Source organism: Nocardioides sp. P4_G10, from assembly GCF_056401175.1.
In genome coordinates this window covers 96,340-116,378 of the sequence record NZ_JBFUJV010000002.1, presented here as the reverse complement: position 1 = coordinate 116,378, position 20,039 = coordinate 96,340, and the positions used below count along the sequence as shown (strand labels likewise).

The 20,039-nt window shown below is 71.8% G+C and carries 16 protein-coding genes; 13 read left to right on the top strand and 3 right to left on the bottom strand.

Annotated elements, in window-relative coordinates; translation table 11 throughout:
* Window position 1: 1 nt before the first annotated feature.
* The 9 genes from AC1DP1_RS04150 to AC1DP1_RS04110 all read left to right on the top strand — a co-directional run bounded on the left by AC1DP1_RS04150 (window position 2) and on the right by AC1DP1_RS04110 (window position 11,013).
* The gene (locus AC1DP1_RS04150) at window positions 2-1,450 is read left to right on the top strand and encodes a flavin-containing monooxygenase (RefSeq protein ID WP_477505767.1); all 1,449 of its coding nucleotides are present in this window, start codon (window positions 2-4) and stop codon (window positions 1,448-1,450) included.
* A gap of 181 nt (window positions 1,451-1,631) precedes the next feature.
* Entirely contained in the window at window positions 1,632-2,912 is a 1,281-nt protein-coding gene (locus AC1DP1_RS04145; protein WP_477505766.1) for an ABC transporter substrate-binding protein, read from the top strand.
* A gap of 34 nt (window positions 2,913-2,946) precedes the next feature.
* Window positions 2,947-3,951: a carbohydrate ABC transporter permease gene (locus tag AC1DP1_RS04140; RefSeq protein ID WP_477505765.1), complete on the top strand. Its 1,005-nt coding sequence runs from the start codon at window positions 2,947-2,949 to the stop codon at window positions 3,949-3,951.
* Window positions 3,948-4,766 (top strand): carbohydrate ABC transporter permease, encoded by an 819-nt coding sequence (locus tag AC1DP1_RS04135; protein WP_477505764.1) that lies wholly within the window; start codon window positions 3,948-3,950, stop codon window positions 4,764-4,766. Before AC1DP1_RS04140 ends, AC1DP1_RS04135 begins: the two co-directional genes overlap by 4 nt.
* A complete protein-coding gene (locus AC1DP1_RS04130) occupies window positions 4,763-6,235 on the top strand; it encodes a GH1 family beta-glucosidase (RefSeq protein ID WP_477505763.1) in 1,473 nt (490 codons plus the stop codon). The genes AC1DP1_RS04135 and AC1DP1_RS04130 overlap by 4 nt, the downstream gene beginning before the upstream one ends.
* Window positions 6,236-6,245: 10 nt before the next feature.
* Window positions 6,246-7,280: a LacI family DNA-binding transcriptional regulator gene (locus tag AC1DP1_RS04125; RefSeq protein WP_477505762.1), complete on the top strand. Its 1,035-nt coding sequence runs from the start codon at window positions 6,246-6,248 to the stop codon at window positions 7,278-7,280.
* A 199-nt stretch (window positions 7,281-7,479) separates the two neighbouring features.
* Window positions 7,480-8,991 carry a DEAD/DEAH box helicase gene (locus AC1DP1_RS04120; protein ID WP_477505761.1) on the top strand — a complete coding sequence of 504 codons (1,512 nt, stop codon included), beginning with the start codon at window positions 7,480-7,482 and terminating at the stop codon, window positions 8,989-8,991.
* A 240-nt stretch (window positions 8,992-9,231) separates the two neighbouring features.
* Window positions 9,232-10,302 (top strand): LLM class flavin-dependent oxidoreductase, encoded by a 1,071-nt coding sequence (locus AC1DP1_RS04115; protein ID WP_477505760.1) that lies wholly within the window; start codon window positions 9,232-9,234, stop codon window positions 10,300-10,302.
* Between the two features lie 24 nt (window positions 10,303-10,326).
* Window positions 10,327-11,013 (top strand): CPBP family intramembrane glutamic endopeptidase, encoded by a 687-nt coding sequence (locus AC1DP1_RS04110; protein ID WP_477505759.1) that lies wholly within the window; start codon window positions 10,327-10,329, stop codon window positions 11,011-11,013.
* On the opposite strand, the gene AC1DP1_RS04105 is transcribed toward AC1DP1_RS04110, so the two are convergent.
* The 3 genes from AC1DP1_RS04105 to AC1DP1_RS04095 are packed head-to-tail and all read right to left on the bottom strand — an operon-like array spanning window position 10,996 to window position 13,882.
* Window positions 10,996-11,910 carry an NAD(P)H-binding protein gene (locus AC1DP1_RS04105; protein WP_477505758.1) on the bottom strand — a complete coding sequence of 305 codons (915 nt, stop codon included), beginning with the start codon at window positions 11,908-11,910 and terminating at the stop codon, window positions 10,996-10,998. The two genes, AC1DP1_RS04110 and AC1DP1_RS04105, sit on opposite strands and share 18 nt — an antisense overlap.
* 35 nt (window positions 11,911-11,945) lie before the next feature.
* Entirely contained in the window at window positions 11,946-13,277 is a 1,332-nt protein-coding gene (locus tag AC1DP1_RS04100) for a cation:proton antiporter domain-containing protein (RefSeq protein WP_477505757.1), read from the bottom strand.
* Window positions 13,274-13,882 carry a helix-turn-helix domain-containing protein gene (locus AC1DP1_RS04095; protein ID WP_477505756.1) on the bottom strand — a complete coding sequence of 203 codons (609 nt, stop codon included), beginning with the start codon at window positions 13,880-13,882 and terminating at the stop codon, window positions 13,274-13,276. Before AC1DP1_RS04095 ends, AC1DP1_RS04100 begins: the two co-directional genes overlap by 4 nt.
* A gap of 122 nt (window positions 13,883-14,004) precedes the next feature.
* On the opposite strand from AC1DP1_RS04095, the gene AC1DP1_RS04090 reads away from it, so the two are divergent.
* The 4 genes from AC1DP1_RS04090 (at window position 14,005) to AC1DP1_RS04075 (ending at window position 19,975) form a co-directional block, all read left to right on the top strand.
* Window positions 14,005-15,216 (top strand): acetyl-CoA C-acetyltransferase, encoded by a 1,212-nt coding sequence (locus AC1DP1_RS04090; RefSeq protein ID WP_477505755.1) that lies wholly within the window; start codon window positions 14,005-14,007, stop codon window positions 15,214-15,216.
* A gap of 180 nt (window positions 15,217-15,396) precedes the next feature.
* On the top strand, window positions 15,397-17,619 hold the full coding sequence (locus AC1DP1_RS04085; protein WP_477505754.1) for a 3-hydroxyacyl-CoA dehydrogenase NAD-binding domain-containing protein: 2,223 nt from the start codon (window positions 15,397-15,399) through the stop codon (window positions 17,617-17,619).
* A gap of 123 nt (window positions 17,620-17,742) precedes the next feature.
* Window positions 17,743-18,441, top strand: a complete 699-nt coding sequence (locus AC1DP1_RS04080) for an ABC transporter ATP-binding protein (RefSeq protein WP_477505753.1) — start codon at window positions 17,743-17,745, stop codon at window positions 18,439-18,441.
* Window positions 18,425-19,975 (top strand): hypothetical protein, encoded by a 1,551-nt coding sequence (locus tag AC1DP1_RS04075; RefSeq protein WP_477505752.1) that lies wholly within the window; start codon window positions 18,425-18,427, stop codon window positions 19,973-19,975. The genes AC1DP1_RS04080 and AC1DP1_RS04075 overlap by 17 nt, the downstream gene beginning before the upstream one ends.
* Window positions 19,976-20,039 lie beyond the last annotated feature (64 nt).

The window sequence follows — 20,039 nt, the reverse complement described above, 5'->3', positions numbered from 1 at the left end:
CGTGACGACTGCCGAGCACGTCGACGTGCTGATCATCGGAGCCGGACTGTCGGGCATCGGCGCCGCGGCCCACCTCGCCAAGGACCTGCCCGCGACGTCGTACGCCGTCCTGGAGCGGCGCGAGGTCAGCGGCGGGACGTGGGACCTGTTCCGCTACCCGGGCGTGCGCTCCGACTCCGACATGCACACGCTGGGCTACCGGTTCCGGCCCTGGCGCGGTGACACCGCCCTGGCCGACGGCGCCTCGATCCTCGACTACCTCCGCGACACGGCGCGCGAGTACGGCGTGGACCGCCACGTCCGCTACGGCCACCGCGTCGTCGCGGCCGACTGGGACTCGAGCGCCGCGCGGTGGACGGTGACCTCCGAGGTCGGCGGGGAGCGGCGCACGACGACCGCCGACTTCCTGTGGGCGTGCAGCGGCTACTACGACTACGACGCGGGCTACACGCCGCACTTCGAGGGCCAGGAACGCTTCGGCGGCCAGGTGGTCCACCCGCAGCACTGGCCCGACGACTTCGACGCCACGGGGAAGCGCATCGTCGTCATCGGCTCCGGCGCGACCGCCGTCACCCTCGTGCCCGCCCTCGCCGCGGACGGCGCCGCGCACGTCACGATGCTGCAGCGCTCACCGACGTACGTCCTCTCGGTGCCGGCCAGGGACGCGGTGAAGGGGCGGCTGACCCGGCTCGTCGGCGAGGAGCGGTCCTTCGTCGCGACGCGGTGGAAGAACATCGCGCTGCAGTCCGCGCTCTACCGCGTGAGCCGGAAGCGCCCGGACCTCGTGCGCCGCCTCGTCCGCAGGACCAACGTCGCCCAGCTCCCGCCCGGCTACGCCGTCGACACCCACTTCAACCCGAGCTACGACCCGTGGGACCAGCGGATGTGCCTGGTGCCCGACGGCGACCTGTTCCGCGCGATCAGTGACGGCCGGGCGGACGTGGTCACCGGCCGCATCGCCACCTTCACCGAGACGGGCCTCGAGCTGGAGTCGGGGGAGCGGCTCGAGGCCGACGTCGTCGTCACCGCGACCGGCCTCAACCTGCAGGTGTTCGGCGGCGCCGAGCTCAGTGTGGACGGCGATCCGGTCGAGCCGAGCCGGACCATGGCCTACCGCGCGATGATGCTCTCGGGCGTGCCCAACTTCGCGTTCACCATCGGCTACACGAACGCCTCCTGGACGCTCAAGGCCGACCTCGTCGGGGAGTACGTCGTCCGGCTGCTCGAGCAGTTGCGGTCGACCGGCACCCGGTCGGTCGTCCCGGTGCGCGACCCGGACGTCGAGGAGGTGCCGCTGATGGACTTCGACGCCGGCTACGTGCAGCGGGTGGTCCACACGCTGCCCCGGCAGGGCACGCAGGCCCCGTGGTCGCTCAAGCAGAACTACCTCCACGACGCGCGGACGATCCGGCGCGCGCGCCTCGACGACGGGGTGCTGCGCTGGTCGTGAGCGGGGTAATTGTGGAAGCGCTCCCACATTTGTGGGACGCCACGTGCCGCGACCGTTGACAGGTGGATGTGACCGCCGTCATAGTTGCAGCCGGACGGAAGTGGAAGCGCTCTCACGCCGCTCACGTCCACCTTCCAGCCGGGCAGCTAGTCCGGCGGCCCAGGACGGCAGGAGTGCAGTGGTGCAGACATCGAAGACCCGGCGATTCCGACTCGCCTCGAGCGCGTTGTTGGCGCTCACCCTCGCGACGACCGCGGCCGCGTGCAGCGGCGGCGACGACGACGGGGCGACCGCAGACGGCGTCACCACGATCACCGTGGCGACGTTCAACGAGTTCGGCTACGAGGGACTCATCGACGAGTGGAACGCCGCCAACGACGACATCAAGATCAAGCAGGTGAAGGTCGGCACGTGGGACGACGCCAAGGCCAACCTCTACACCAAGCTCGCCGCCGGCTCGGGCCTCTCCGACATCGAGGCGATCGAGGGTGACGCGATGCCCGCGATCATGGCCGAGAGCGGTGCCTTCGTCGACCTCACCGACCCGGAGCTCGACGGCCGCTGGCTCGACTGGAAGGCCGCCGCCGCCACCAACTCCGACGGCCAGATGATCGGCTACGGCACCGACGTCGGCCCCGAGGGCATCTGCTACCGCTCCGACCTGTTCAAGAAGGCCGGCCTGCCCACCGACCGCGACGAGGTCGCCGAGCTGATGGGCACGTGGGACGACTACTTCGCCACCGGGGACAAGTTCGTCAAGGCGATGCCCGGCACCGCCTGGTACGACTCCTCCGGCGGCCTCGCCCAAGCGATGCTCAACCAGGTGGCGAACCCCTTCGAGACCGACGACGAGACCGTCGACGTCGACAACCCCGAGCTGAAGGCGGTCTACGAGACCGTCACCGGCAACGTCGAGCGCGGGCTCTCGTCCAAGATCCCCCAGTGGAGCGACGACTGGACCGCGCAGTTCCAGGACGACGGCTTCGCCACGATGGCCTGCCCCGGCTGGATGATGGGCATCATCGAGGGCAACTCCGAGGGGATCGACGGCTGGGACATCGCGAACGTCTTCCCCGGTGGCGGCGGCAACTGGGGCGGCTCGTTCCTGACCGTCCCCGCCCAGGGGGACCAGCCCGAGGAGGCCAAGAAGGTCGCCGCCTGGCTGACCGCCCCCGAGCAGCAGGCCAAGGCGTTCGCCGCGGTGGGTGCGTTCCCCAGCCAGGTGGAGGCGCAGGACTCGCCGGAGGTCAACGAGGCGGTGAACGAGTTCTTCAACGACGCGCCCATCGGTGAGATCACCGCCGAGCGCGCGGCCGCGATCACGGTGCAGCCCTTCAAGGGCCCGAAGTACTCCGACATCCTGTCGGCGTTCCAGGCTGCACTCCTGCGGGTCGACGACGGATCCCAGGACCCCCAGAAGTCGTGGGACCAGTTCCTGACCGACGTCGAAGCACTGGGCTGACAGGCCCGGGCACACCACGACCGAACGGCGCGACGTGACCACTCACCTCCCCACTCGGGGTGGCGACACCGAGCAGGTGTCGCCGCCCCGGCCGGCCGCCCCAGCCGGCCGACGCGAGGCCCCGCAGTGGCGGCAGCGGCTGAGCCGGATGGACCACCGGTTCTCGCCCTACCTCTACGTCGCGCCGTTCTTCGTCCTGTTCCTCGTGGTCGGCATGTTCCCGCTGGCCTACACCGCCTACGTGTCGGTCCACGACTGGAGCCTGCTCGGTGGCAAGGGCGAGTTCGTCGGCCTCGACAACTTCCGCGAGGTGCTGGCCAACCCCTACTTCACCAAGCAGCTGGTCAACACGATCAGCATCTTCCTCATCTCCTCGGTGCCCCAGATCCTCATCGCCCTCGTCGTCGCCGCACTGCTCGACAACCAGCTCCGGGCACGCACGGCGTGGCGGATGAGCGTCCTGCTGCCGTTCGTGGTCTCGCCGGTCGCCGTCGCGATCATCTTCGGCAGCCTCTACGGCGACCGCTACGGCCTCGTCAACGAGGTCCTCGGCATGGTGGGCATCGACCCGGTCGCCTGGCACACCAACCGGTGGGCCAGCCACGTCGCGATCGCGACGATGGTCAACTGGCGCTGGACCGGCTACAACGCGCTGATCTTCCTCGCCGCGATGCAGGCGGTCCCCCGCGAGCTCTACGAGTCGGCGTCGATCGACGGCGCCGGGCGGATCCGTCAGCTCGTCTCCATCACGGTGCCGATGATCCGCCCCACGATGATCTTCGTCATCGTCACCTCGACCATCGGTGGCCTGCAGATCTTCGCCGAGCCCCGGCTCTTCGACGACACCATGGCGCGCAACGGCGGCAGCGACCGCCAGTTCGGCACGATCACGATGCTGATCTACGACTTCGGCTGGCAGCTGCGCGACCTCGGCCGTGCCTCCGCCACCGCGTGGCTGCTCTTCCTGGTGATCTGCGTGTTCGCCGTCCTCAACGTCCTGCTCATGCGTCGCGTGGGCGCGCTCGGAGGGAAGCGATGAGCCGCCGCCCCGGATTCCTCGCCTACGGCCTGCTGATCGCCTTCGCGTTCGGCTCGGCCGCACCCCTCTACTGGTCGTTCCTGCTGGGCTCGCAGACCAAGGAGGTCGCGGCGCAGGGCATCCCGCCGCTCCTGCCGGGTGGCCACTTCATGGCCAACGCCCAACGCGCGATGGACTCGATCCCGTTCTGGAAGGCCCTGGGCAACAGCCTCCTCGTCTCGACGGTGACGGCCTGCTCGGTGGTGTTCTTCTGCACGCTGGCCGGCTACGCCTTCGCCAAGCTGAGGTTCCGTGGCCGCGCGCCGCTGCTGGTCTTCGTCATCGCCACGATGGCGGTGCCCACCCAGCTCGGCGTGGTCCCGCTCTTCATCCTCATGTCCAAGCTGGGCTGGGCGGGGAGCACGTTCTCGGTGATCATCCCGTGGCTCGTGACGGCGTTCGGCGTGTTCTTCATGCGCCAGTACCTCGTCGACGCCGTGCCCGACGAGCTCATCGAGGCCGCTCGGATGGACGGGTGCTCGCAGATCCGCGTGTTCCTGACCGTCGCCGTCCCGGCCGCGCGGCCCGCCGCGGCGATCCTCTGGCTGTTCACCTTCATGCAGGTGTGGACCGACTTCTTCTGGCCGCTCATCGCGCTGCCGCCCGACAACCCCACCATCCAGGTGGCGCTCAACCAGCTGCAGAGCGGGTACTTCAAGGACTTCAGCCTGGTCCTTGCCGGGACCACCCTGGCCACCATCCCGCTCCTCGTCCTGTTCGTCGTCGCCGGCCGCCAGCTCGTGTCCGGCATCATGCAAGGAGCCGTCAAGGGATGACCACCCACACCACGCCCGCCGCCACCGTCGAGTCGACGCCCCGAGCGCACTTCGCGCACGACTTCGTGTGGGGGATGGCGACCGCGTCCTACCAGATCGAGGGCGCCGTCGCCGAGGACGGACGTACGCCGTCGATCTGGGACACGTTCTCCCGCATCCCCGGTGCCGTGCTCAACGACGACACCGGCGACGTGGCCTGCGAGCACTACCACCGGATGCCGTCCGACGTGGCCCTGCTCGCCGACCTCGGCGCCACGTCGTACCGCTTCTCCGTGGCGTGGCCGCGCGTGCGCCCCGACGCCGGACCGGTCAACGCCGCCGGGCTCGCGTTCTACGACCGGCTCGTCGACGAGCTGCTCGGCCACGGGATCGCGCCGTGGCTGACGCTCTACCACTGGGACCTGCCGCAGGTGCTCGAGGACGCGGGCGGCTGGACCAACCGCGACACCGTCGACCGGTTCGTCGAGTACGCCGTCTCGGTGCACGAGGCGCTCGGTGACCGGGTGCCGACGTGGACCACCCTCAACGAGCCGTGGTGCTCGGCCTTCCTCGGCTACTCCGCGGGCCACCACGCGCCGGGTCGCCAGGAGGGGGCCGCCGGTCTCGTCGCCGGTCACCACCTGCTGCTCGCGCACGGCCTCGCGACGCAGGAGCTGCGCAGCCGCGGCGCCGACCGGCTCGGGCTTAGCCTCAACCTCACGGTGCCCGACCCGAGCGACGGAGGCGACCCGGTCGACGTCGACGCCGCCCGCCGGATCGACGGGATGCACAACCGGTTCTTCCTCGACCCGATCTTCCGCGGCGCCTACCCCGTCGACGTGCTCGAGGACACCGCCGACCGGACGTGGCAGGGCCGGCCCTGGCTCGACGTGGTGCGCGACGGTGACCTCGACGTCATCTCGACCCCGATCGACGTGCTGGGCGTGAACTACTACCACGGCAACGAGGTCTCGGGTCACCCGCGCACGGACGTCGTCGGCGTCGGCGCCGACCACCCCGCACGGGTCGCGCTGTCGCCGTTCCCCGGCTCCGAGCACGTCACCTTCCCCAGCCGCGGGCTGCCGCTGACCGCCATGGGGTGGGAGATCCAGCCCGACGGCCTCCACCGGCTGCTGCGCCGCCTCCACGACGACTACCCACACCTGCCGATCTACCTCACCGAGACCGGCGCGGCCTTCGACGACCGGCTCGACGAGCACGGACAGGTGCACGACCCCGACCGGATCGCGTTCCTCGACTCCTACCTGCGTGCGGTGCACCGGGCGATCGACGAGGGCGTCGACGTCCGCGGGTTCTTCCAGTGGTCGTTCTACGACAACTTCGAGTGGGCCTTCGGCTACGCCAAGCGCTTCGGGCTCGTCCACGTCGACTACGCGACGCAGCGTCGTACGCCGAAGTCGAGCGCCCACTGGTACGCCGAGCTCGCCCGCACCGGGACCCTGCCCGCGCACCCAGCCGTGGACCACTAGCGTGGCGCGAGTGACCACCCCGCGCAGCCCTGTGAGCGCGGGTCAGCCCACCCTCGACGAGGTGGCCCGGGTCGCGGGCGTCTCGCGCGCCACGGCGTCCCGTGCGATCAACGGCGGCCAGCGCGTCAGCGCGCGCGCCCAGTCGGCCGTCGACACGGCGGTGCGCACCCTCGGCTACGTCCCCAACCCGGCGGCGCGCAGCCTGGTCACGCGGCGTACGGACTCGATAGCCGTGGTCGTCCCCGAGCCTGACGACCGCGTCTTCTCCGACCCGTTCTTCGCCGGCACGCTGCGCGGCGTGACCCGGGTGCTGGGCGAGCGCGACATCCAGCTGGTGCTGCTGCTGGCCCGCCCCGGCGCGTCGACGGCACGCACCCTGCGCTACCTCACCAACCGCCACGTCGACGGCGCCCTGGTCGTCTCCCACCACCGCGACGACCGGCTCGCCGAGCACCTCGCCGACATCGGCCTGCCCTGCGTCTTCGGCGGTCGCCCCTGGACCGGCGGCGACCGGGTGGCCTACGTCGACGTCGACAACGTGGCGGGCGAGCGCGAGGCGACCGAGGCCCTGATCGCCCGCGGCTGCACGCGGATCGGCACCATCGCCGGGCCCGCCGACATGACGGCCTCCGAGGACCGGATCGTCGGCTGGCGCCAGGCGATGTCGACGGCCGGGCTGGCCGCCGACGCGGTCGAGCACGGCGACTTCACCGAGGCCAGCGGCGAGGCCGCGGCCCGGGCGCTCATGGAGCGCCACCCCGACATCGACGGCCTCGTGGTCGCCTCCGACCTGATGGCCGCCGGCGCACTGAAGGTCCTCGCCGAGCTCGGCCGCCGTGTGCCCGACGACATCGCCGTCGTCGGCTTCGACGACCTCGGCGTCGCCGAGCGCACCTCCCCGGCCCTGACCACCGTCCGGCAGCCGGTCGACGAGATGGCCGAGCGCGCGACCCGGCTGCTCCTCGAGCGCGTCGACGAGCCCGGCTCCAGCCGCCCGATGCGGGTGATCATCCCGCCGACGCTCATCCGGCGCGCCAGCGCCTGAGTCACGACTCACACGGCAATCGATTCGCGGGAACACCACCAGTCCCACTAGCGTTGTGCCCACAGACGTCCGGCCGGTCTTGCCCCGGACGCAGGTTTCCTTCGGGAAACCCTCCCTCACAACTGAGGCACGTACGCCGCGCAATCGCAGAACGACCAGCGCGGCTCACGGTGGCGAGACGCCAACCGAAAGCAGTCACATGACCTTCGCCGACCTCGGCGTACCGTCCTCGCTCGTCCAGATCCTCGAGCAGCAGGGCATCACCACTCCCACTCCGATCCAGGCCGCGACGCTGCCCGACAGCCTCGCCGGCCGCGACGTCCTCGGCCGTGGCCGCACCGGCTCCGGCAAGACGTACGCCTTCCTCCTCCCGCTGGTCGCCCGCCTCGACGCGTCGAAGCTCCCGGCCATGCCGCGCAAGCCGCGCGCCCTGATCCTGGCCCCGACGCGCGAGCTCGTCGGTCAGATCGAGGCCTCCCTCGCTCCTCTTGCCAAGGCCGCCGGCCTGACCACGCGCACCGTCTTCGGCGGCGTCGGCCAGAACCCGCAGGTCACCGCGCTGAAGAAGGGCGTCGACATCGTCATCGCCTGCCCCGGTCGCCTCGAGGACCTGATGGGCCAGGGCTACGCGGACCTCTCCGCCGTCGAGGTCACCATCCTCGACGAGGCCGACCACATGGCCGACCTCGGCTTCCTGCCCGGCGTGCGCCGGATCATGGACAAGACGCCCCGGCAGGGCCAGCGGATGCTGTTCTCCGCGACCCTCGACAAGGCGATCGACGTGCTGGTGAAGCGCTACCTCGACAAGCCGATGACCCACGAGGCCGACTCGGCGCAGTCGCCGGTCGCCACGATGCACCACCACGTGCTGCACCTCTCGCGCGAGCAGCGGGTGCCGGTGCTGGTCGACCTGACCAGCGCTCCTGGTCGCACGGTGGTCTTCACCCGCACCAAGCACGGCGCCAAGGCGCTCGCCCGCCAGCTCAACAAGAGCGGCGTGCCCACGGTCGACCTGCACGGCAACTTGTCGCAGAACGCCCGCACCCGCAACATGGAGGCCTTCCACTCCGGCAGCGCCACCACCCTGGTCGCGACCGACATCGCGGCCCGCGGCATCCACGTCGACGACGTCTCGCTCGTCGTCCACGCCGACCCGCCGGTCGAGCACAAGGCCTACCTGCACCGCTCCGGTCGTACGGCCCGCGCCGGCGCCGAGGGCACCGTCATCACCCTGATGACCGACGAGCAGGTGCGCGACGTGCGCGACCTGACCCGTCTGGCCGGCATCAAGCCGACCACCACCAAGGTCAACGGCCCCGGCCACCCCATGCTCGTCCAGCTCGCCCCGGGTGAGCGCAGCACCCCCGGTGGCCTCGTCGTCGAGGTGCCCACCTCGGGTGGCGGCGGTCGTTCGACCGGCGCCAACGCCCAGCGCAAGCGGGCTCGCAGCCAGGGCCAGACCAACGGCCAGTCGCGGCGCGGCAACCCGACCAGCTACACCAGCGAGACCCCCAGCGGCTCGTCCACCGGCGGCGGCCAGCGTCGTCGCTCCGGCGGCGGTCAGGGCGGCGGCCAGGGCGGCTCCGGCGGCCAGGGTGGCGGCGGCAACCGTCGTCGTCGCGGCGGCCAGGGTGGTAGCCAGGGCGGTGGCCAGGGTGGCCAGTCCCGCAGCGGCGGCCACAGCGCCGCGTCGTTCAGCCGCGGTCGCTGACCGGCGTACTCGCCACTGAGTCTCCGAGAGACTCACCGTGCATCCCGGGCGCGTCGTGCGCCCGGGCTCCTTCACCAGCGATCCCCGGTCAGCCGGGGATCGCTGAGGTTGTCGGCCCGTGCAAAGCCTGACAAGTTCAGTGATCCCCGGTCGACCGGGGATCACTGAAGCGGGCGAACGGACGGAATGCCGGACCCCCGGCGGTCGTTCACCCTTCAACCAACCAGGAGGGCGGGACCGATGCCTGACTTCGACTTCTCCGTGCTCGGCACGCGCGAGCACCCCACGCTGGGCCTCGACACGTTCGGCGACGCCCCGCTCGACGGCGCACCGGCGAACCACGCCGAGACGCTGCGGCAGACCGTCGCGGAGGCGGTGCTCGCGGACCGCGTCGGCGTCGACTACATCGGCCTGGGCGAGCACCACCGCCCGGACTATGCGATCTCGGCCCCCGACGTCGTGCTCGCCGCGATCGCCGGGCAGACCGAGCGGATCCGGCTGGGCACCGGTGTCACGGTGCTGTCCTCCGACGACCCGATCCGGGTCTACCAGCGCTTCGCCACCCTCGACGCGGTGAGCAACGGTCGCGCGGAGGTCCAGTTGGGCCGCGGGTCGTTCATCGAGTCGTTCGGGCTCTTCGGGCTCGAGCTGTCCGACTACGACCGGCTCTTCGCCGAGAAGCTCGACCTCTTCGCCGCGCTCCAGGACGAGGGTCCCGTGTCGTGGGAGGGCACCGTCCGCCCGCCGCTGGTCGACCAGCGGGTCTACCCGACCACCGCGGCCGGCCGCCTGCCCGCCTGGATCGGCGTCGGCGGTACGCCGCAGTCGGTCGTGCGTGCCGCGCAGTACGGCATGCCGCTGATGCTCGCCGTCATCGGCGGCTCCCCGGCGGGCTTCGTCCAGCTCGCCGACCTCTACCGCGAGGCGCTCGGCCGGATGGAGCTGCCCGAGCTGCCGATCGGCATGCACTCCCCGGGTCACGTGGCAGCCACCGACGAGCAGGCCCGCGAGCAGCTCTACCCGAACCAGGCCGAGCTCTACACCCGCATCGGTCGCGAGCGCGGCTGGCCGCCGTACACCCGCATCCAGTTCGAGCAGGCGGCCTCCAAGGAGGGCGCGCTGTTCGTCGGCTCCCCGGAGACGGTCGCACAGAAGATCGCGTGGGCGGCCAGGTTGCTCGGCCTGAGCCGCTTCCAGCTGAAGTACTCCGTCGGCTCGCTGCCGCACGACCAGCGGATGGAGTCCGTGCGCCTCTACGGCGAGGAAGTCATCCCGCGGGTCCGCGAGCTCCTGGCGGGGGCGGACTCCTAGAGGCGTCCTCCTAGGCTGACTCGCATGCGCTCCTGGATCCAGCGATCGCTGTGGGACGTCGTCCCGCGCGACCAACGTGACACCCCTGAGGCCTTCCGTCGGCGCCAGGTGGTGGCGGCGGTCGTCGTCCTCGTCGGTGCGGGTGTCCTCGGCTGGTCGTTGCGGCTCGAGCCGGGCGGCAACCTCTTCTACGTCGCGGCCGTCGTGCTGGCCGGCGTGTGGGCGGCCGGTGCCTTCCTGTCCGGCCGGCTCCACCTCGGCCGCATCGCCGGCGAGGGCGAGGTGTTCATCCGGCCGATCCTGGCGCCGATCATGCTCGGCCTGCTCATGGTCGGGGTCTTCGTCCTCGGCGCGCTCGTCGTGCGCGAGATCGACCCGCTGGCCGACTACGTCAGCAGCGTGCTGGAGTACGCCGACCAGGGCTCGCTGGTGCTGCTCGCGGCCATCACCTTCGTCAACGGCATCGCCGAGGAGCTGTTCTTCCGCGGCGCGATGTACGCCGCGATCCCGCGGCACCCGGTGCTCTGGACGACGATCGCCTACGTCGTCGCCACGCTCGCGACGGGCAACGTGATGCTCGCCTTCGCCGCCGTCCTGCTCGGCACGGTCTGCGGTCTCGAGCGACGGGCCAGCGGCGGGATCCTCGCACCGATCCTGACCCACATCACGTGGTCGCTGTCGATGCTGTTCCTGCTACCCTTGCTCTTCTGACCCGCGCTGCTCGGCGGCCCTCTCGGCCAGCGCACGACGCACGGACTCGCGGTAGGACAGCGGCTCACCGGGCACCACGTCGCGGATCGAGGTGTCGCGCACGACCACCTCGGTGGACATCGAGTCGATGAGGTTGCGCCCGGTCGTCACGTCGACGTCGGTGACCAGCGCAAGCCAGTACGACGACAGGCGGGGCGTGAGCAGCGGCAGGACCACGATCGGGATCTGACGGCCGTTGCTCTCCTCGTTGGCGACCAGCAGCATCTCCCGGTAGGTGAGCTGGTCGGGTCCGCCGATCTCGAAGACCCGGCCGAGGGCGTCGGGATGGTCGACGACCCCGGCGAGGTAGCGCACCACGTCGTCGATCGAGATGGGCTGGGTGCGCGTGCCGACCCACTTGGGCACGACCATCGCCGGCAGGTTCTTGACCAGCTGCCGGGTGAGCTCCCACGAGATGCCGCCGTGGCCGACGACGATCGCCGCCCGCAGCACCGTCACCGGCACGCCGTCGCCGCCGAGCAGCTGCTCGACCTCGCGGCGCGACCGCAGGTGGGCCGACAGGTCCTGGTCGTCGTCGCCGAGCCCGCCCATGTAGACGATCTGCTTCACCCCGGCCGCGGCGGCCGCGGCGCTGAACGTGCGTGCAGCCTCGGCGTCCTTGGCCTCGAAGTCCGGGTCGTCGAGCGAGTGGACGAGGTAGATCGCCACGTCGACGTCGCGCAGCGCCTCGTCGAGCGAGGCGCGGTCCGACACGTCGGCACCGACCGGCTCGCCCTGGCCGTCGTACGACTCCGGTCGCCGGGTCATCGCCCGGACGTCGTGCCCGGCGTCGAGCAGGGCGGGGACGAGGCGGCGGCCGATGAAGCCGGTGGCGCCGGTGACGAGGACGGTGACCATGCCTCCACTCTGTCAGGCAGACCCGCACGCGAACCTCATCCAGTCGCAGCCGTGGCCTTCCTGCGGGCATCGAGGCGCGCCATGACGGGTGTCGCGGTGATGCCGTGGAGCAGCACCGACACGATGATCGTGAAGGCGACCGTCGACCACAGCCACGCCTCGCCGGGGACGTGCTCGTGGCTCACGGCGTAGGCCAGGTAGAACAGCGACCCCACACCGCGGACGCCGAAGAACGCGACGGCCGCCATCTCGCCCCGGTCGAGACCGCCGTCGAGGCGTTCGTCGCGGGGCAGCACCCCCACCGCGACCCAGCCGGCGAGCGGGCGTACGACGAGGACGAGCGCGAGGGCCACGACCACGCCGCGCAGGTCGAGGTGCTCGAGCAGCCCCTCGGTCATGGCCATGCCGAGGACCAGCAGCACGAGCAGGGTCATCAGCCGCTCCAGCCGCTCGACGACGGCGTGCATCGCGCGCTGGTAGGCGTGGCCGCGGTGCGAGGCGCGCAGGCTCATCGCGCACACGAAGACCGAGAGGAAGCCGTAGCCGCCGACGACCTCCGCGGCGCCGTACGCCGCCAGCAGTGCGGCGAGCGCCAGCATCGGCTCGCCGTGGTCGGCCAGCCGGAGCTTGTCGCTGCGGGAGCGGAAGGCCTGTCGGCCGAGCAGCCAGCCGATCGCCAGGCCGACGAGGACGCCGAGGGCGATCTTGCCGACGACGTACCAGCCGAGCCAGGCGCCCACGTCCGCGAGGCCGAAGCCGCCGGCGAGGAGGAGCAGCGCCAGGTGCACGAAGGGGAAGGCGAGCCCGTCGTTGAGCCCGGCCTCGGCGGTCAGCGAGAACCGGATGTCGTCGTCCTCGTCGCGGGGACCTACGTCTTCGGTGCCCTCGCCGTCGTCGACGTCCTCGGTCAGCGGCTCGCCGACCTGCACGTCGGAGGCGAGCACCGGGTCGGTCGGGGCGAGCGCGGCACCCAGCAGCAGCGCGACCGCCGGCGCCAGCCCGGCCACCCACCAGCCGAGCACCGCCATGCCGAGGATGGTCAGCGGCATGGTGACCAGCAGCAGCCGCCACACCGGCGACCAGGTGCGCCACGAGCGCCACGAGCGCGGGTCGAAGGTGCGGTCGATCGCCAGCCCGACGCCCATCAGCGAGACCAGCACGGTGAACTCGGTGACGTGGGTGATCAGGGTGTGGTGGTCGCGCGGGTCGAGGCTGATCGAGTCGTCGAGGGGGAGCAGGCCGATGGCCATGCCGAGCGCGACGAGCACCATCGGCGGCGACACCGGGAAGCGGTGGACGAGCTGGGGCAGGACGATCGCGAGGAGCAGCGAGAGGCCGAGCAGGAGGTAGACCGCGCCTGCGGTCATCGCCGCCTGCCGTCGTACGACGCCTGGCTGTCGTCGATGGCCTGCTCGTAGGCCGTCACCAGGCCGGCGATGGTCAGCGGCTTGAGGCGGTGGATGAACTCGCGCAGCTGCTCGGCGGTGTAGCCGGCCTCGCGGAACTGCGGCCACACCTTGGTGCGCACGATCTCGGAGAGCTCCTCGGCGACCTGGCGGCCGTGCTCGGCGTAGACCTCCGCGACCGCCTGCGCGGCATCGGGGGAGATGCCCATCCCGGACAGGCCGCCCGGCACGTCGACGTCACGGTCGCCGGTGACGGGTGCGAGCAGGGAGAGGTGGCGGGCGATGTCGGACGGCGTGGCGGTGGCGGGGATCTGCTCGACGTACTTCTCGATCGCCGACAGCGTGAAGCCGTGGCCCTGCAGCTCGCGGACCAGCTCGAGGCGCGCGACGTGGTCGGGTCCGTAGTAGCCCGAGCGGCCGCGTCGTACGGGCGAGGGCACCAGGCCGCGCGAGGCGTAGAACCGCACGTTGCGCGCGCTGACGCCCGTGCGCTCGGTCAGCTCGTCCAGTGTCAGCAGGTCGGCGTCGTGCTCCTCCGGCAGGTCGGCCTGCAGCTCGGTCTCCACCGGACCATCCTCTCGTCTGCGTCCCGCCCGCCGAAGACCCCGCCGGGTGGGCGGACCGGGGGGAGAGGTGACGCGCGCCACACCTGTTGGACTGTGACAGTAATGGTGTCACAATCAGCCACATGGCAGAAGCATTCGTCTACGACCACATCCGCACACCTCGCGGCCGCGGCAAGGCCGTCGGTTCGCTGCACGAGGTGAAGCCGGTGGACCTGGTCGTCGGACTCCTCGACGAGCTCAAGACCCGCAACCCCACGCTCGACCCGGGCCGCGTCGACGACGTCGTGCTCGGCGTCGTGACCCCCATCGGTGACCAGGGCGGCGACATCGCCAAGACCGCAGCACTCAAGGCCGGCTACCCCGAGACCGTCGCCGGCGTGCAGCTCAACCGCTTCTGCGCCTCGGGCCTCGAGGCCGTCAACCAGGCCGCCCAGCGGGTGCGCTCGGGCTTCGAGGACCTCGTCATCGCCGGCGGCGTCGAGTCGATGAGCCGCGTGCCGATGGGCAGCGACGGCGGCGCCTGGGCGATGGACCCGGCCACCGCGCTGCAGACCGGCTTCGTGCCGCAGGGCATCGGCGCGGACCTGATCGCGACGATCGAGGGCTGGAACCGCGAGGACGTCGACACCTACGCCGCCGAGTCGCACCACCGCGCCGCCAAGGCGTGGGCCAACGGCTACTTCGACGGTGCCGTCATCCCGGTCAAGGACCTCAGCGGCGTGACCGTGCTCGACCGCGACGAGACCGTCCGCCCCGACACCTCCGTCGAGGGCCTCGCCGGGCTCAAGCCGTCGTTCGCGCAGATCGGCCGCGACGCGGGCTTCGACGACGTGGCGCTCGAGAAGTACCACTGGATCCCGTCGATCGACCACGTCCACCATGCCGGCAACTCCTCGGGCATCGTCGACGGCGCGGCCGTCATGGCGATCGGCACCGAGGAGGTCGGTACGTCGCTGGGCCTGACGCCGCGGGCGCGGATCATCTCGACCGCCGTCTCCGGCGCCGACCCGACGATCATGCTCACCGGCCCCGCGCCCGCCGCCCGCAAGGCGCTGGCCCGCGCCGGCCTCGAGGTCGACGACATCGACCTGTGGGAGATCAACGAGGCGTTCGCCGCCGTCGCGATGCGCTTCATGCGCGACATGGGCATCAGCCACGACGTCACCAACGTCAACGGCGGCGCCATCGCCATGGGCCACCCGCTCGGCGCCACCGGCGCGATGATCCTCGGCACCCTCGTCGACGAGCTCGCCCGCCGCGACCAGAAGCGCGGCCTCGCCACGCTCTGCGTCGGCGGTGGCATGGGCATCGCGACGATCGTCGAGCTGGTCTGAGCGAGGCACGAGCTCAGGCCAGCTGATGGTGGTCGAGTGGCGCGCACGGCTGAGGAACGAGGCCGTGACCGCGCTGTATCGAGACCCGGTCAGACGACAAGCAGCCCCCACCCCGGAGCCAGGTCTCGATACGGACCTCGTTCCTCGGCCCTACTCGACCAACGAGTGAGAGAACCCCACATGACTGACACCCAGACCCAGACCGCCGTCCGCTACGACCGCGACAGCGACGGCATCGTCACCCTGACCCTCGACGACCCGACGGCCAGCGCCAACACGATGAACGAGCTCTACCAGTCGTCGATGGAGGCGGCCGTCCAGCGGTTGTACGACGAGCAGGCCGACGTCACCGGCGTCGTGCTCACCAGCGCCAAGAAGACCTTCTTCGCCGGCGGCAACCTCAAGAGCATGATGAAGGCGACGCCCGACGACGCCGAGGAGATCTTCGCGATGGGGGAGGCCGTCAAGGCCAGCCTCCGTCGCCTCGAGACCTTCCCCCGCCCCGTCGTGGCCGCCATCAACGGCGCCGCGCTGGGCGGCGGTCTCGAGATCGCGCTGGCGGCCAACCGCCGGATCGCCGTCGACGACCGCTCGGTGAAGATCGGGCTGCCCGAGGCCACGCTCGGCCTGCTCCCCGGCGGCGGCGGGGTCACCCGCGTCGTACGCATGCTCGGGCTCCAGTCCGCGCTGATGGACGTCCTCATGCCGGGCACCCAGTTCGACCCGCAGGGCGCACTGGGCAAGGGTCTGATCGACGCCGTCGTGCCGACCCGCGAGGAGCTCGTCCCTGCGGCGAAGGCGTGGATCCTCGAGCACCGCGACGACGAGGACGCGGCGAGGAACCCCTGGGACCGCGCGGGCTACAAGATGCCCGGCGGCACCCCGAGGACGCCCGCGCTGGCGCAGTTCCTGCCCGCCTTCCCGGCGCTGCTCCGCAAGCAGACCAAGGGCGCGGTCTACCCCGCGCCGCGCGCGATCATGAGCGCCGCGGTCGAGGGTGCGCAGGTGGACTTCGACACCGCCTCGCGGATCGAGAGCCGCTACTTCACCAACCTGGTCGTCAACCAGCAGGCCAAGAACATGATCCAGGCCTTCTTCTTCGACCTCCAGGCGATCAACTCCGGCTCGCTGCGCCCCCAGGGCATCGAGCGCTGGCAGGCGACGAAGGTCGCCGTCCTCGGCGCCGGGATGATGGGCGCCGGCATCGCCTACTCCTGCGCCCGCGCGGGTATGCAGGTCGTCCTCAAGGACGTCTCGCTCGAGGCGGCCGAGAAGGGCAAGGCCTACACCGCCAAGCTCAACGCCAAGGGCGTCGAGCGCGGCAAGATCACGCAGGACAAGGCCGACGAGCTCCTCGCCCGCATCACGCCCACCGGCGACGCGGCCGACCTGGCCGGCTGCGACCTCGTCATCGAGGCCGTCTTCGAAGACCCGTCCCTCAAGGCGAAGGTGTTCGCCGAGGTGGCGCCGTACGTCGACGACGACGCGCTGCTGTGCTCCAACACCTCGACGCTGCCGATCACCGAGCTCGCGACGGGCGTCGACCGCCCGGCCGACTTCATCGGGCTGCACTTCTTCAGCCCCGTCGACAAGATGCCGCTGGTCGAGATCATCCGCGGCAAGGAGACCTCCGACGCCGCGCTGGCCAAGGCGTACGACGTCGTGCAGCAGATCCGCAAGACGCCGATCGTCGTCAACGACTCGCGTGGCTTCTACACCTCGCGCGTCATCGGCACCCAGATCAACGAGGGCCTGGCGATGCTCGCCGAGGGCGTCCACCCGGTGTCGCTCGAGCGGGCCGCGACGTCGGCCGGCTTCCCGGTCGGGCCGCTGCAGATCAGCGACGAGCTCAACATGGAGCTGATGGCCAAGATCCGCAAGGCCACCGAGGACGCCGCGTCCCGCGAGGGCATCGACCTCGGCGACTACCCGGCGGGCGAGGTCATCTCCACGATGATCGGCCTCGGCCGGCCGTCGCGGCTCAAGGGTGCGGGCTTCTACGACTACGACGACAACGGGCGTCGTACGACGCTGTGGCCCGGGCTCGCCGAGCACTTCCCGGTCGCGGAGCAGCAGGTCCCGATCCGCGACGTGCGCGACCGGATGCTGTTCATCGAGGCGATCGAGACCGCGAAGTGCTTCGAGGAGGGCGTGATCACCTCGGCCGCGGCGGCCAACATCGGCTCGATCATGGGCATCGGCTTCCCGGCGCTCACCGGCGGTGCGGCGCAGTTCATGACCGGCTGGCAGGCGCTCGACGAGACCGGCCACGGCGTCGGCCCGGTCGGCCTCCAGGCCTTCCTCGACCGCGCCGACGAGCTGGCCGAGGCCTACGGCGAGCGCTTCCGCCCGACGGCGTACCTCCGCGACCTCGCGGCGAAGGGCGAGACCTTCCCCGCCTGACCCGAGCGGGCACTTCGTGCCCGTCAGCCCCACCGACCGGGCACTTCCTGCCGCAACACGGCACGAAGTGCCCGGTCGGCGTATTCCCGCCCGCAGCCGGGCACGAGCGGCGAGAATCGTGCGGTGAGCCAGACCCCCGCCGTCGTCGTCCGCGACCTGCACGTCCGCTTCGGGGACGTCGAGGCCGTCTCGGGTGTCGACCTGACCGCCGACAGCGGCCGCGCCACGGCGCTCCTCGGGCGCAACGGCGCCGGCAAGTCGACGACCATGAAGGTGCTGGCCGGGGTCGTGCCACCGACCTCCGGCTCGGTCACCGTCGCCGGCCACGACGCAGCTACCGACGCCCTCGGCGTCAAGCGAGCCGTCGGCTACTGCCCCGACGTGGGTGGCCTGGTCCCGCGGGCCACGCCGTGGGAGCACCTCCAGCTCAGCGCGCGCCTGCGGCGGATGGACGACTGGGAGGAGCGCGGACGCGACCTGCTCGAGCGCTTCGAGCTCGGCGACGTCGCGCACCGGGTGGTCGGCGGCTTCAGCCACGGCATGAGCCGCCGCCTCAGCGTCGTGCTGGCGTCGCTCCACGAGCCGGACGTGCTGCTCCTCGACGAGCCCTTCGACGGCGTCGACCCGCTCGGCGTCGAGGCGACCCTGGAGGTCGTCGCCGACGCCCGCGCCCGCGGCGCCTGCGTGCTGCTCTCCACCCACCTGCGCGACCTCGCGCTCGAGGCCTGCGGCGAGGCAGTCGTGCTGCGCGGCGGCAACCGGGTCGCCGCGATGCAGGCCGGCGACCTCACCGGCGAGGCCTACCGTGCCCTCCTCGACTGACACCGGGCCGCACGCCTGGCTGGAGGCGGCGCGCGACACCCGACACCTGATGGCGTTCCGTGCGCGGACCGTACGCCGCCGCGGTGCCGCCTTCCTCGGCCTGGCCGTGGTGGTCGTGCTGACCGCGGTCTTCGCCGTGGTGCCCTCGCGGGTCGACCTGCGGTCGGGCGGCTCGGCCCCGTTCGAGCGGGCGCTCGCCGCCCTCGAGAGCAACCTCGGCGCCGCTTTCGCCGGCTTCCTGCTGCTGGCGGTCGGCGCCGCCATGGGCAGCGGCGGCGGCCGCGAGCTGCTGTCGCGGAGCGAGGCGGCCGTCCACCCGATCAGTCCCGTCACCGAGCACCTCGGTGCGCTGCTGCTCGCCCCGGTCAACCTCGCCTGGATGGTGCAGGCGTGGACCCTCCTCGCCGTCACGGCTCTGGTGACGCCGCCCGGGAACCTGGTCGGCGCCCAGCTGGTCGTGCTGGCGTGGGTCCTCACCGCCACCGCGCTCGGGCAGGCAGCCGGCTGGGCCGTGGAGGGCGTACGACGCACCGCTCGCGGCGTGCTCGTCGTACGCATCGGCGCCGGTGCGGTCGCCGTCGCCCTCGCCGCGCTCCACCTCGCCGGACTCCTCGCGCCGCTCGCCAGGTCGCTCCCCACCACGTGGCTCGCGGACACCTCGCAGACCGGGCGCTGGCCGCTGGCCCTCGGGGCGCTCCTCCTGCTGACGGTGACCGGGCTCGTGCTCGGCGCGCGCCCGGCCGCCTGGGCGCTCGGGCTGTCGCCGCGCGAGGAGCTGCGGGTGCAGTCGGGCGTGCACGAGGCGCGCCCCGCGCCGGAGCCGCGATGGGGCTCCGCCGACCGCGCCCTCCTGCGCCGCCTCGACCGCGGGTCGGTGTGGCGCTCGGTCGGCATGCGCCGCGGCCTGATGGTCCTCGGGATCGGCCCTGGTCTGGTCGCGCTCGTCGCCGGACTCGAGTGGGGGACCGTGCTGCTGCTCCCCGGCCTGACCGCGAGCGGCGCCGCGCTGCTCTTCGGCGTCAACGCCTGGTGCCTCGACGGCAAGGGCATGGTCTGGCGCGAGACGCTGCCGATCTCGTCGTCCGACGTGTTCGACGTACGCGCCCTGGTGGTCGCCGAGTGCATGGCGGCCGTGTCGGGGGTGACCGTCGTGCTCGCGCTGCTGCGCAACGGCCTGCCGCCGCTCGTGACCGGGGTCGCCGTCGCGTCGTGCTGGCTGGTCGTCCTCGTGCAGGTGCTCGCGATCGTGATGACCTGGTCGGTCCGATCGCCGTACTCCGTCGACCTCTCCTCGCCCCGCGCGACCCCCGCGCCGCACGCGGCGATGGCCGGCTACGCCGGGCGGCTCTCGCTCGTGACGACGCTGACCGCGATGCTCTTCACCGGTCTCGCTGCGCTGCCGTGGGCCTGGGCGCCCGCCGTGATGGCCCTGCCCTTCCTCGCCTGGTCGACCCGCCGCCTCCTCCGCGCCCGCCGTCGCTGGCTGGCCGGGGACGAGCGCGCGCGGGTGGTGCTGACGGTCGCGGCGGTCTGACGTGTCAGCGATCCCCGGCTGACCGGCACTCCCTGACGTTGTCAGGCCGTGCACGGGCCGACAA